This window comes from Luteimonas sp. Soil_C_5, assembly GCF_057656615.1.
In genome coordinates this window covers 628731-642687 of record NZ_JBDGKA010000001.1, presented here as the reverse complement: position 1 = coordinate 642687, position 13957 = coordinate 628731, and the positions used below count along the sequence as shown (strand labels likewise).

9 protein-coding genes are annotated in these 13957 nt (G+C 68.3%); 8 read left to right on the top strand and 1 reads right to left on the bottom strand.

What is annotated here, in order from left to right:
• Positions 1–64 precede the first annotated feature (64 nt).
• From carA to AC3A5K_RS03115, 6 genes are all read left to right on the top strand, one after another.
• Positions 65–1201, top strand: a complete 1137-nt coding sequence (gene carA, locus AC3A5K_RS03140) for a glutamine-hydrolyzing carbamoyl-phosphate synthase small subunit (protein WP_487616039.1) — start codon at positions 65–67, stop codon at positions 1199–1201.
• Between the two features lies 1 nt (position 1202).
• Positions 1203–4472: a carbamoyl-phosphate synthase large subunit gene (gene carB, locus AC3A5K_RS03135; RefSeq protein WP_487616038.1), complete on the top strand. Its 3270-nt coding sequence runs from the start codon at positions 1203–1205 to the stop codon at positions 4470–4472.
• A 25-nt stretch (positions 4473–4497) separates the two neighbouring features.
• A complete protein-coding gene (gene greA, locus AC3A5K_RS03130) occupies positions 4498–4962 on the top strand; it encodes a transcription elongation factor GreA (protein WP_487616307.1) in 465 nt (154 codons plus the stop codon).
• Between the two features lie 4 nt (positions 4963–4966).
• On the top strand, positions 4967–5932 hold the full coding sequence (locus tag AC3A5K_RS03125) for a phosphoglycerate mutase (RefSeq protein ID WP_487616037.1): 966 nt from the start codon (positions 4967–4969) through the stop codon (positions 5930–5932).
• Positions 5929–7656: a single-stranded-DNA-specific exonuclease RecJ gene (gene recJ / locus AC3A5K_RS03120; RefSeq protein ID WP_487616036.1), complete on the top strand. Its 1728-nt coding sequence runs from the start codon at positions 5929–5931 to the stop codon at positions 7654–7656. The genes AC3A5K_RS03125 and recJ overlap by 4 nt, the downstream gene beginning before the upstream one ends.
• A 103-nt stretch (positions 7657–7759) precedes the next feature.
• Complete coding sequence (locus tag AC3A5K_RS03115; RefSeq protein ID WP_487616035.1) at positions 7760–9094, top strand: hypothetical protein; 1335 nt, start codon at positions 7760–7762, stop codon at positions 9092–9094.
• 54 nt (positions 9095–9148) lie between these two features.
• Here the strand turns inward: AC3A5K_RS03115 and AC3A5K_RS03110 are convergent, their stop codons facing one another.
• Positions 9149–11062 carry a diguanylate cyclase gene (locus AC3A5K_RS03110; RefSeq protein ID WP_487616034.1) on the bottom strand — a complete coding sequence of 638 codons (1914 nt, stop codon included), beginning with the start codon at positions 11060–11062 and terminating at the stop codon, positions 9149–9151.
• A 120-nt stretch (positions 11063–11182) separates the two neighbouring features.
• On the opposite strand from AC3A5K_RS03110, the gene prfB reads away from it, so the two are divergent.
• A protein-coding gene (gene prfB, locus AC3A5K_RS03105) for a peptide chain release factor 2 (protein WP_487616033.1) occupies positions 11183–12311 on the top strand; the annotation gives its coding sequence in 2 pieces (ribosomal slippage) (positions 11183–11257 and positions 11259–12311; 1128 coding nt in all).
• A 92-nt stretch (positions 12312–12403) separates the two neighbouring features.
• Positions 12404–13924 carry a lysine--tRNA ligase gene (gene lysS / locus AC3A5K_RS03100; RefSeq protein ID WP_487616032.1) on the top strand — a complete coding sequence of 507 codons (1521 nt, stop codon included), beginning with the start codon at positions 12404–12406 and terminating at the stop codon, positions 13922–13924.
• Positions 13925–13957 lie beyond the last annotated feature (33 nt).

Here is a 13957-nt window from a genome sequence, read left to right as displayed (position 1 = left end):
TAACCTCCGGACCGGTCTCCACCGCTCTGGCGGTTTCCTGCAACCTGACGTAGGCGAAGACCTCGTGACAGATACCGCAATTCTCGTCCTTGAAGACGGCACCGTATTCGAGGGCGTTTCCGTGGGCGCCGTTGGCCTTTCTGTCGGCGAAGTGGTGTTCAACACCGCGATGACCGGCTACCAGGAAGTGCTGAGCGATCCCTCGTACGCGCGCCAGCTGGTGACGCTGACCTATCCGCATATCGGCAACACCGGCTGCACCGACCAGGACGACGAAGCGTCCAAGGTCTGGGCGTCGGGCCTCATCGTGCGCAACGTGCCGCGCCGTCCGAGCAGCTGGCGCAGCGAGGTGTCGCTGCCCGAGTGGCTGCGCGCACGCGGCATCGTCGCCATCTCCGAAATCGACACCCGCAAGCTGACGCGCCTGCTGCGCGACCGCGGATCGATGAACGGTGCGGTGATGGCCGGTGACGTCAATGTCGAACAGGCGCTTGAAGCCGCGCGCAAGTTCCCGGGCCTCAAGGGCATGGATCTGGCGAAGGTCGTCAGCACCACCGAGCGCTACGGCTGGACCGATGGCCAGCTTGATCTCGACAGCAATGCCTTCGTCACCGCGCCTGCGAAGTTCAAGGTCGTGGCCTACGACTACGGCGTGAAGACCAACATCCTGCGCATGCTGGCCGAGCGCGGTTGCGAACTGACCGTGGTGCCGGCGCAGACGCCCGCCGCCGATGTGCTCGCGCTCAAGCCCGATGGCGTGTTCCTGTCGAACGGCCCCGGCGATCCGGAGCCCTGCGACTACGCGATCGACGCGATCCGCAGTTTCATCGACGCCAAAGTGCCGACGTTCGGCATCTGCCTCGGCCACCAGCTGCTGGCGCTCGCCGCCGGTGCGAAGACGTTGAAGATGCCGCACGGCCATCACGGCGCGAATCATCCGGTGCAGGATCTGGATTCGGGCAAGGTGATGATCACCTCGCAGAACCACGGCTTCGCGGTCGATGAGGCCTCGCTGCCGGCCAATGTGCGCGTGACGCATCGTTCGCTGTTCGACGGCACCAACCAGGGCATCGAACTCACCGATGCGCCTGCTTTCAGCTTCCAGGGTCACCCGGAAGCCTCGCCCGGTCCCCACGATGTCGCGCCGTTGTTCGATCGGTTCGTCGCGTCGATGCACAACAAGAACGCCGAGAGCCGCTGACATGCCAAAGCGCACTGATATCCAGACCATCCTCATCATCGGCGCCGGCCCGATCGTCATCGGCCAGGCCTGCGAGTTCGATTACTCCGGCGCGCAGGCGTGCAAGGCGCTGCGCGACGAGGGCTATCGCGTGGTGCTGGTCAACAGCAATCCCGCGACGATCATGACCGACCCGGAAATGGCCGACGCGGTCTACATCGAGCCGATCAACTGGCAGACGGTCGAGAAGATCATCGCCAAGGAAAAGCCCGACGCGCTGCTGCCGACGATGGGCGGCCAGACCGCGCTCAACTGCGCGCTCGATCTCGCAGACAACGGCGTGCTCGAGAAGTACGGCGTCGAGCTGATCGGCGCCAAGCGCGAAGCGATCCGCATGGCCGAGGACCGCGAGCTGTTCCGCGTGGCGATGGGCGAGATCGATCTCGAATGCCCGCGCGCCGAAGTGGCGCACACGCTCGAGGAAGCGATCGACATCCAGACGCGCGTCGGCTATCCGACGATCATCCGTCCGAGCTTCACGCTCGGCGGTTCGGGCGGCGGCATCGCCTACAACCGCGAGGAACTCGTCGACATCGTGACCCGCGGTCTCGAGTTGTCGCCGACGACCGAAGTGCTGGTCGAGGAGTCGGTGCTGGGCTGGAAGGAATTCGAGATGGAAGTGGTCCGCGACACCGCGGACAACTGCATCATCGTCTGCTCGATCGAGAACCTCGATCCGATGGGCGTGCACACCGGCGACTCGATCACCGTCGCGCCGGCGCAGACGTTGACCGACAAGGAATACCAGCGCCTGCGCAATGCGTCTGTCGCGGTGCTGCGCAAGATCGGCGTCGACACCGGTGGCTCGAACGTGCAGTTCGGCATCAACCCGAAGGACGGCCGCGTGGTCGTCATCGAGATGAATCCGCGCGTGTCGCGTTCGTCGGCGCTGGCGTCGAAGGCGACCGGCTTCCCGATCGCCAAGGTCGCGGCCAAGCTGGCCGTCGGCTACACGCTCGACGAACTCAAGAACGAGATCACCGGCGGCAAGACCCCGGCGTCGTTCGAGCCGTCGATCGATTACGTGGTCACCAAGATTCCGCGCTTCGCGTTCGAGAAATTCCCGCAGGCCGATGCGCGCCTGACCACGCAGATGAAGTCGGTCGGCGAAGTCATGGCGATGGGCCGCACCTTCCAGGAATCGATGCAGAAGGCGCTGCGCGGCCTGGAAACGGGCAAGGTCGGATTCGATCCCACCGGTCTGGACCTGACCGACGAAGACGACATGGCGACGCTGCGCCGCGAAGTGCGTGAGCCGGGCCCCGAGCGTCTGTTCTATCTGGCCGATGCGTTCCGCGCCGGTCTGTCGGTCGAGGACGTCTACGCGCTGTCCTACGTCGATCACTGGTTCCTCGACCAGATCGAAGAGCTGATCACGACCGAGGCCGAAGTCGCCGCTGCCGGTATCGATGCGCTCGACAAGGCGCGCGTGCGTGCGCTCAAGCGCATGGGCTTCTCCGATGCGCGTCTGTCGCAGCTGCTGGGCACCGATGAGCAGGCGATCCGTGCGCTGCGCCGCGCGTTCGGCGTGCGCCCGGTCTACAAGCGTGTCGATTCCAGCGCGGCCGAGTTCGCCACCGATACCGCGTACCTGTATTCGACCTACGAGGACGAGTGCGAGGCGCAGCCGACCAGCCGCGACAAGATCATGATCCTCGGCGGCGGTCCCAACCGCATCGGCCAGGGCATCGAGTTCGACTACTGCTGCGTGCATGCCGCGCTGGCGCTGCGCGACGACGGGTACGAGACCATCATGGTCAACTGCAACCCGGAAACCGTGTCCACCGATTACGACACTTCCGACCGCCTGTACTTCGAGCCGCTGACGCTCGAAGACGTGCTGGAGATCGTCGAGGTCGAGAAGCCCAAGGGCGTGATCGTGCAGTACGGCGGCCAGACCCCGCTCAAGCTCGCGCGTGCGCTCGAAGCCAATGGTGTGCCGATCATCGGCACGTCGCCTGACTCGATCGATCTGGCCGAAGACCGCGAGCGCTTCCAGAAGCTGGTCGACGAACTGGGCCTCAAGCAGCCGCCGAACCGCACCGCGCGCAATCCCGAGGAAGCGCTGGTGCTGGCGCGCGAGATCGGCTATCCGCTGGTCGTGCGTCCGAGCTACGTGCTCGGTGGCCGTGCGATGGAAGTGGTGCACGCCGACAGCGATCTCGCGCGCTACATGCGCGACGCGGTCAAGGTGTCCAACGATTCGCCGGTGCTGCTCGACCGCTTCCTCGACAACGCGGTCGAGGTCGACATCGACGTCATCGCCGATCGTGAAGGCAACGTGCTGATCGGCGGCGTCATGGAACACATCGAGGAAGCCGGCGTGCATTCGGGTGATTCCTCGTGCTCGCTGCCGCCGTATTCGTTGTCGGCGGACGTGCAGGCGCGCCTGCGCGAGCAGGTCGTCGCCCTGGCGCGCAAGCTCAAGGTCATCGGCCTGATGAACACCCAGTTCGCGGTGCAGACCGACGACGACGGCGTTGATACGATCTTCCTGCTGGAAGTGAATCCGCGTGCCTCGCGCACGGTGCCGTTCGTGTCCAAGGCGATCGGCATGCCGCTCGCCAAGATCGCGGCCCGCTGCATGGCCGGCAAGACGCTGGCCGAGCAGGGCGCGACGACCGAAATCGTGCCGGAGTACTTCTCGGTCAAGGAAGCGATCTTCCCGTTCGCCAAGTTCCAGGGCGTCGATCCGATCCTCGGCCCGGAGATGCGCTCCACCGGTGAGGTCATGGGCGTGGGCGAGAGCTTCGGCGCGGCGTTCGCACGCGCGCAGGAAGCGGCGAGCATCAAGACCCCGCCGACCAGCGGCAAGGTGTTCGTGTCCGTGCGCGATCCCGACAAGAAGCGCGTGCTGCCGGTCGCCCGCGACATCATCGCGCGCGGCTACACGATCGTCTCCACCGCCGGCACCGCCAAGTGGCTGCGCGAGCACGACATCGAATGCGAGCAGATCAACAAGGTCGTCGAAGGCCGTCCGCACATCGTCGATCTGATCAAGAACGGCGAGATTGCGTACATCGTCAACACGACCGAGGGCAAGCAGGCGATCTCCGACTCGTTCTCGATCCGTCGCGAGGCCCTGCAGCACCGGGTGACGTATTCGACCACCGTTGCCGGCGCCAAGGCCCTGCTGCATTCTCTGGAATTCCGCGGCAGCGGCCCGGTCTGGGCACTGCAGGAACTGCACGCGCGCCTCGAGGGCAGCGCGGCAGCCACTTCAACGAACTGACGGAGGCACGCCCATGCGCGCACCCATGACCCTGCGCGGCGCCCAGCGCCTGCGCGAAGAGCTGGAAGAACTGAAGTCGGTCAAGCGTCCGGCGGTGATCGAGGCGATCTCCGAAGCGCGTGCCCACGGCGATCTCAAGGAGAACGCCGAGTACCACGCCGCGCGCGAGCAGCAGAGCTTCATCGAAGGTCGCATCAAGCAGCTCGAAGGTGAGCTGTCGCATGCCGATCTCATCGATGTCGCCAAGCTCAAAGCCGGCGACAAGGTGGTGTTCGGCGCGACGGTGGTGATCGCCGACACCGAGACCGACGAAGAGAAGCGCTACCAGATCGTCGGCGACCTCGAGGCCGACATCAAACAGGGCCTGATCGCGATTTCCTCGCCTGTGGCCCGCGCGATGATCGGCAAGCACGAGGGCGACAGCATCAGCATCGATGCGCCCGGCGGCACGCGCGAATACGACATCATCAGCGTCGAGTATCTCGGCTGAGGCGATGACGCGGGCGACCTTCCTGCTGCCGGCGCCGGCGCGTTTCGGCGCGCAACGCTGGACGGTGGATGTCGTCCGCGCCCTGGCCCGGGCGGATCGTCCGCCGGCGGGCGAGGGTGGGCGACGCGCCCAGCTGTTGCGCCATGCCGCATTGCCGGCAGGGCGCTGGCCGCTTGCGGCGCTGTCGCGCCGGCTCGATGCCGGTGACGCCGACGCACCGGGTGTGGCCTGGCTGCGCGCCGATCCGGCATGGCTGCGTCCCGACATCAACGGTGTGCGCCTGATGGCGCACGGCGACGGTCTGGGCCTGACACGCGAGGATGCGGACGCGTTGTTGCCGGCGCTGCGTCCGCTGTTTGGCGATGCCGGTTTCCTGCTCGACGCGCCGCACCCGTCGCGCTGGTATCTGCAGGTGCCGGCCGGCACGCGCCTGCCGAGCTTCCACGATCCCGCTGATGCACTGGGAACCGATCTCGCCGATCTGGACGACGATGCCGAGGCCGGCGCCGAAGTCCGGCGCTGGCGCGTGCTCGCCAACGAGGCGCAGATCACCCTGCATCACCATCCTCTGAACGCACGGCGCCAGGAACAGGGCCGCCCGCCGGTCAATGCGCTGTGGTTCTGGGGCGGCGGCGCCTTGCCGGCCGCGGGTGCGATGTCCAGTCGCTGGCCCGCACGCGTGTACAGCGACGATCCCACCTGCAGTGCGCTGGCCGCGGTCGCGGTGCGCGCCGACGCCCTGCCGCCGGCATGGCCCGGCGTGGCGGGCGAAGACGCGCTGTTCGATCTGACCGCGCTGCGTGACCTGCGGGCCCTGCAGCAGGACTGGCTTGCGCCGGCCATCGCAGCCGTCGCCGCAGGCGGACTCGATGCGCTGGCGATCGACGACGAGGACGGGCATCTGTGGCGTCTGCGCCGCTGGCACCGCCTGCGCATCTGGCGACGCGGCGGGACGGGCGCCCCCGCATGATCCAGTCGCCGCGCATCCGTCGCCGCGAGGCCACCGTCGGCGACGCCTGGCCGACGCACGTGCCGCCCTTGCTGCGCCGCATCTACGCCGCGCGCGGTGCACACGATCTCGACGCCGCCCAGCCCCGGCTGGCCGGCCTGCTGCCGCCCGAAGGGCTGTCGAATCTGGACGCCGCGACCGGCCTGCTCGCCGATGCCATCGCGCGCGGCGCGCGCATCCTGGTCGTTGGCGATTTCGACTGCGACGGTGCGACCGCCTGCGCCGTCGCCGTGCGCGGACTGCGCCTGCTGGGCGCGCGCGACGTGGTCCACGCAGTGCCGCATCGCATCGTGCACGGCTATGGACTGTCGCCGTCGCTGGTGGAATCGCTGGCCCCGCTGCAGCCGGACCTGCTGGTGACCGTCGACCACGGCATCGCCTGCCATGCCGGCATCGCCGCGGCCAAGGCGAAGGGCTGGCAGGTGCTGGTCACCGACCACCACCTGCCGGGCACCGCCTTGCCGACGGCCGATGCGATCGTCAATCCGAACCTGCCCGGCGATGCGTTTCCGAGCAAGATGCTGGCCGGCGTCGGCGTGATCTTCTACGTCCTGCTGGCGCTGCGGGCGCGGTTGCGCGCGCAGGGCGCGTTCGAGGGTCCTGTGCCCGATCTTTCGGTGCTGCTCGACCTGGTGGCGGTGGGCACGGTCGCCGACCTGGTGCCGCTGGACACCAACAACCGGGCCCTGGTCGCGGCCGGCCTGCGCCGTCTGCGTGCGGGACAGGCCTGTCCGGGGCTGCTGGCGCTTGCCGAGGTGTCCGGCCGGCAGATCGACCGTCTGACCGCCAGCGACCTCGGCTTCGCGATCGGTCCGCGGCTCAATGCCGCCGGACGGCTCGAGGACATGGCGATCGGCATCGAATGCCTGCTCAGCGACGATCCCGCGCAGGCCCGCGAACTCGCGCGCACGCTGCACGACATCAACGCAGAGCGGCGCGCGGTGCAGCAGTCGATGCTCGACGATGCCGAAGCTGCCGTTGCCCGCCTGCCGGCGCCGGCGCCCGACAGCGCCGGTGTCTGTCTGCATGACGCCGACTGGCATCCGGGCGTGGTCGGTCTGGTCGCCTCGAAAATGAAGGATGCGCTGCATCGCCCGGTCGTCGCGTTCGCGCCGGCCGAGCCCGGTAGCGACCAGTTGCGCGGCTCCGCCCGGTCGATTCCCGGCCTGCATATTCGCGACGTACTCGCGGCCGTGGACAGCGCCCATCCGGGACTGATCGAGCGCTTCGGTGGACATGCCATGGCCGCCGGCATGTCGCTGCACGCCGATCAGCTCGCCGCCTTCACCGAAGCGTTCCGGGTGCAGGTCGCGGCGGTCCTCGATCCGGCGCTGCTGCGCGCGGAGCTGGTCACCGATGGCCCACTCGGGCCGCACGAGTTCGACATCGTGCACGCGGCGCATCTGCGCGACGCCGGGCCCTGGGGCCAGGCGTTTCCGGAGCCGCTGTTCGATGGCGAATTCGCGGTCGTCGACTGGCGCATCGTCGGGGCCCGCCATCTCAAGCTCACGCTGCGGCTGGATGGACATCGGCAGACCCTGTCTGCGATCCATTTCGGCGGCTGGCGCGAGGTCGCACCCGCGGCGCGGGAGCACGTGGTCTACCGGCTGGCCCCGGACGACTACCGCGGCGGGGACGCGGTGCAGCTGCTGGTCGAACACCGGGAAGCATGCCCGGCTGGCTGACTGGCGGGTAAAATGTGAATGGGGGTGCCAGAATGGCGCCCTGCCAGGGACGGCCCTGCGTCGTCGCCCAGCCTGCTGCCCTCATCTCAGTTAGGAGTTCACCTTGAAGACCGTGTCCCCCCTGGTGCTGGCGATCGCGCTGGCGATCGCGCCCACTGCGTACGCCGTGGCCAACGAGCGCCCCACGCCGATCACCATCGACACCCCCAGCCGCGGCGAGATCACCAGCCGCTCCGCGGTGAACTACCGCGACGGCTCGCGCAGCCAGTTGCACACGGTGGAGCTGCGTGACGGGCAGGTGGTGCAGATCACGATCGAAGGCGCGTTGCGCGGCCGGCTGACGGCGTTCCTCGGTGATGAGCTGATCGCCACCTCGGGCGACACCGCGCAGGCGGCATCGCTGGTGGTGCGCGCGAAGCGCGCCGGTCGCTACACGATCGCCGTCAGCGGCATCGATGCCAGCGCCTACGGCCCCTACAGCCTGCGCGTCACCGGCGTCGACGCCTACGACGGCAGCGTGCTGTCGGTCGGCGACTCGATCAGCGACTGGGTCGATGCACCGCGTCGCCTGACGCTGCGCATCGCGGAGTCGGGCATCTACACCGTCGACATGCTGTCGGACGATTTCGACGCGTTCCTGAAGATCGACGGCCCCGGCGTAGCGCTCAGCAACGATGATGGCGGCGACGGCACCAATGCACGGATCAGCGCACGCCTGGCTCCGGGCGAGTACACCATCACCGCATCGGGCTACGGCAGCGAGCGGGTGTCGGGCATGTACCGCCTCGCGATCGCCGCGCGCTCCACGCCGGAAACGCCGCTGCGCGAAGGCGGCGCGCTGACGCCGGGCAGCACCGTGACCGGCCTCAACGAGGGCACGGCGCACAGCTACACGTTCTCGTTGCCGGCGCGCCAGCTGGTGCGCATCGACATGCGCAGCGACGAGATCGATTCGCTGCTGCGCCTGTCGGGCAATGGCGTGGACACGAGCGACGACGACGGTGGCGACGGCCTCAATGCGCGCATCGTGACCCTGCTCGACGCCGGCGAGTACACCCTGCGCGCCGATACCGCGACCCAGGGCGCGGGCTTCTACACGCTCGCGCTGGCCGCCGAAGACCCGCCGGCCAATGCCGGTGGCGGCACGCTGACCGTCGGCCGCGCGGTGGACGCCACGCTGCTGCAGGGGATGACCGACCGCTGGACCGTGACCGTCCGCGCTGCGGGCGACTACGTGATCGACATGCGTTCGAGCGACATCGACAGCTACGTGAAGGTGATGCGCGGCTCGGAGATGATCGCCAGCGACGACGATGGCGGCGACAACCTCGATGCGCGCATCTCGCGCCGCTTCGAGGCCGGCACCTACACGATCGAGTCCACGGCCGTGGGCCGCAGCGAGACCGGTCGCTACCGTCTGTCGATGGAGCGCCGCTGAGGCCTCAGGGCTTGAACGCTGCGGGCGGGTGCACTGCGCCCGCCCGCAGTGGTGTCATCCCGGATCAGCCGCGCGTTCCGGCGTTCCGGTGACAGTCGCGCTGGACCACTGGATCGGCGTCCGGCTGCTCACGGATTGCACCTGGCCGGCGCTGATCGCGCCGGCCGGATCGCGCAGGATGTCCTGCCGCGCCGCTGCAGTCGGCGCATCGTCGAACCAGAGCCCCGTCCACGCGTCGCGACCGCTGCGCTTGGACGCATAGAGCGCACGATCGGCAAGCGCGATCGTGTCGCGCCACGCATCGCGCGTGGCATCGCCGCTGCGACAGGCGAAGCCGATCGACACCGACAGGACGACCTCGATCCCGGACGTCGTCACCGGCGTCTCGGTGATCGACCGGCGCAGGCGCTCGGCGATCTCGCAGGCCTGTGCTAGGTCGAGCGCGGTGCCGACCAGCAGGAATTCCTCGCCGCCCCAGCGCGCCACCAGGTCGTCGACGCGGCATGCCGTCTCGAAGCGACGGGCGATCTCGACCAGCATCGCGTCGCCGGTGCCGTGACCGTGCAGGTCGTTGATGTGCTTGAAGTGGTCTACGTCCACCAGAAACACCACGTGGCGCAGAGCCGGCGCAGGCGAGGGCGGCAACAGATGCATCGCGCGTTCCGCCGCACGGCGGTTGAGCAGTCCGGTCAGGCTGTCGATCGCACTCAGGCGATAGAGCCGGCGGCTGATACGGCGCTGGTACCAGGCGAACGCCGAGGCCAGCAGCACCAGCAGCAACAGCGCGGCAGCGCCGACATCGCGCAGGGTCCGGGCATGCCGGTCGTTCAGGGCGTCGATACGCTGGGTTTCGCGCAGACGCTCCAGTTCCACCGCGTTGCGGCCGTCTTCCAGCCTCGCTTGCAGATCGGCCAGTGCGCCGAGATTCTGCCGACGCAGTGCATCGAGTTCCTCCCGTCGCATCTGCTCCAGCGCATCGAGCGCGGGTGCCATCCTGCCCGCCGCACGCAGCGCGTCGACGCGTGCCCGCAGCGCCTCGCGGCGTTCGCTGCCGAATGCGCCGGCAATGCCCAGTGCGAGCGCCGCGTCGGCATGCGCGAGAGCGACATCGGGATGTCCATCCGCCAGTGCGAGCCGTGACATGCGCAGCCGGGTCAGCGCGGCGCCCGGCGCGTCTTCGTCCTGCTGCGCCTGCGCCAGTGCGTCGAGGCGACGCAGGGCATCCCCGCCGCCTGCCAGCGCGGCCAGTTCGGCCTGCAGGCGCCGTTCCAGCACCGACAGGCCCTGTCCCTGCACCAGGCGCAGGGCGTGCTCGAACTGCGCAACGGCGAGGTCGCGTTGCCCGGCGCGCAGATGGTTCAGGCCGCGGTTGTACTGCAGCAGGGGGTCGATCACGTCGTTCGCATCTGCGATGCCCTGGGCCTGGGCGAAGGTGCGCTCCGCCAGGTCGTAGGCGTCGAGATGTTCGCTGTGGATGCTGGCGACGTTGATCAGCATCTTCACCTGGGCCAGGTTGGATTCGCCTGCCTGCGCGGCTTCGAACGCGCGCCGGTACAGGTCGAGCGCGCGCGGCACGTGGCCGATCAGGTGCAGGGCCGCGCCCGCGTTCGACAAGGCGCGCAACGCGAACTCGGGCGGCTGCGGCGCGGCGAGCAGCAGCGCGTCGATCCGGTCGGCGGCGACGATCACCTCGTCGACCCTGCCCGACAATGCGGCGGCGCGCGCCAGGCAGCTCAGCAGCTTGATTTCGTCGTCGGCGGCCAGCGTCGATGCGGACAGCGTGCCGTGCGCGAGCGCGATCGCCTCGGCGGGCGCGTTGTCGCGCAGTTCGAAACAGCGATCGATCCGCGCCGTCACGTTGACGGCCGACGCGCCCGCAAGCGGCGTGGCCGCGGCGGCGTGCAACGCCAGGCCCCAGACCACCAGCGCGATGCACAGGCTGCGCAGGTCGCCGCAATATCGCCTCATTCCCGATTCCCCGCCAGCGCCCCCAACGGCGACGGCGCAGTCTATCCGCGATGCCCGATGCCAGCGACCGGGGCCGGGTGGGCTGGTAGAATCCCCGGTTTTCCGCCGGATCCGATGTCCATGCTTGAACTCAATCCCGTTCGCCAGCGCATCGTCGACCTCCGCGGTCGGCTGGATGCGCTTAGGGGGTTTCTTTGACTACGACGCCCGTCGCGAGCGTCTAGAGGAAGTCGAGCGCGAGCTCGAAGACCCGACCATCTGGAACGATCCCGAGCGCGCACAGGCGCTGGGACGCGAGCGCTCGACGCTCGACAAGACCGTCAACGGCATCCGCAATCTGACCGAAGGTCTGGAAGGCGCGAACGAGCTGCTGGAACTGGCCGAATCCGAACAGGACGAGGACACCGCGCAGGCGGTCGTCGACGATGTCGAAGGTTTCGCCGTCGAGGTCGACAAGCTGGAATTCCAGCGCATGTTCTCCGGCGAGCTCGATTCCGCGAACTGCTTCGTCGACATCCAGGCCGGCGCCGGCGGCACCGAGGCCCAGGACTGGGCCGAGATGATGCTGCGCATGTATCTGCGCTGGGCCGAGACCCGCGGCTGGAAGACCGAGCTGATGGAAGTCTCCGGCGGCGAAGTCGCGGGCATCAAGTCGGCAACCGTGCGCGTCGAGGGCGAGTTCGCCTACGGCTGGCTGAAGACCGAGATCGGCGTGCACCGGCTGGTGCGCAAGTCGCCGTTCGATTCCGACAACCGTCGCCACACCAGCTTCACCTCGGTGTTCGTGTCCCCGGAAGTCGACGACAACATCGAGATCGACATCAATCCGGCCGACCTGCGCACCGACGTGTACCGCGCATCCGGCGCCGGTGGCCAGCACGTCAACAAGACCGAATCGGCGGTGCGCATCACGCACATCCCGACCAATACCGTCGTCGCCTGCCAGACCGGCCGCAGCCAGCACCAGAACCGCGACACCGCGATGAAGATGCTGGCCGCCAAGCTCTACGAACTGGAAGTGCAGAAGCGCAACGTCGAGAAGGACGCGCTGGAAGCCACCAAATCCGACATCGGCTGGGGCAGCCAGATCCGCAACTACGTGCTCGACCAGAGCCGCATCAAGGATCTGCGCACGGGCGTGGAGCGCAGCGACACGCAGAAGGTGCTCGACGGCGACCTCGACGAATTCGTCGAAGCCAGCCTGAAGTCGGGTCTGGCGGCCGGTTCCAAACGCACCGACGCCGTCTGATCGATCCATCCGCCGGCGCATTGTGTCGGCCCAGCGCGACCGGCCGCTCCGGTCGCGCGTGATTCCCCTTCGCATACGAACGAACCGCAGCCATGACCGACGCCCCCGCACCGCAGACGCCCGCCGACGAGAACGCCCTGATCGCCGAGCGTCGCGCCAAACTGGCCGCATTGCGCGGGCAGGGCGTGGCGTTCCCGAACGACTTCCGTCGCCGCGACGAGGCCGGCGCGCTGCAGAGCTCGCACGGCGACGCCGAGCGCTGGAGCGGCGAAGCGCTGGAGGCCGAGGGCGTGCAGGTCGCCGTCGCCGGCCGTCTGATGGCCAAGCGGATCATGGGCAAGGCGGCGTTCGCGACGGTCCAGGACGTCAGCGGCCGTATCCAGCTGTTCCTGCAGTCGGCGACGCTCGGCGAGCGCTACGACGCGTTCAAGGGCTGGGACGTCGGCGACATCGTCGCGGCCGAGGGCACGCTGATGCGCACCAAGACCGGCGAGCTGTCGGTCAAGGCATCGTCGCTGCGCCTGCTGACCAAGTCGCTGCGGCCGCTGCCGGACAAGTGGCATGGCCTGAGCGACGTGGAGCAGCGGTATCGCCAGCGCTACGTCGATCTGATCGTCTCGCCCGACGCGCGCGCGGTGTTCGTCAAGCGTTCGCGCATCGTCGGCGCGATCCGGCAGTGGCTCGATACCCGCGACTTCCTCGAAGTCGAGACGCCGATGATGCATTACATCGCCGGCGGCGCCGCGGCCAAGCCGTTCACCACGCACCACAACGCGCTGGATCTCGACCTGTTCCTGCGCGTCGCGCCCGAGCTCTACCTCAAGCGTCTGGTCGTCGGCGGCTTCGAGCGCGTCTACGAGATCAACCGCAATTTCCGCAACGAGGGCGTGTCCACCCGGCACAACCCCGAGTTCACGATGCTCGAACTCTACGAGGCCTACGTGGCCTACGAAGAAGTCATGGACCTGACCGAGACTCTGATCCGCGATGTCGCGGTGCAGGCGGTCGGCACCACGGCGCTGGAATGGGACGGCAACGCGATCGATGTCGGTCCGGCCTTCCGTCGCTGGAAGCTGGAAGAAGCTGTGCGCGAACTCAACCCCGAGATTTCTGTCGCCGACTGCCGTGACCGCGAAGCGCTGGCCGCGCATTGCGCGCGTCTGGGCGTGCACGTGAAGGCCGGCTACGGCTGGGGCAAGCTGCTGCTGGAGATCTTCGAGAAGACCGTCGAGACCGGGCTGATCCAGCCGACCTTCATCACCCATTACCCGGTCGAGGTCTCGCCGCTGGCGCGCGAGTCCGACAGCGAAGCCGGCATCACCGACCGCTTCGAACTCTTCATCGGCGGCAAGGAAATCGCCAACGGCTTCTCCGAGCTCAACGATCCCGAAGACCAGGCGGCGCGTTTCCGCGCCCAGGTCGATGCCCGCGAGGGCGGCGACGACGAGGCGATGCACTACGACGCCGACTACATCCGCGCGCTCGAAGTCGGCCTGCCGCCGACTGGTGGCCTGGGCATCGGCATCGACCGTCTTGTCATGCTGCTGACCGGCTCCTCGTCGATCCGCGATGTGCTGCTGTTCCCGTACATGCGCCCGCAGCACGAGGCCTGAGGGCGGCGATCGGCCGGGCCTGTCCGGACGCGC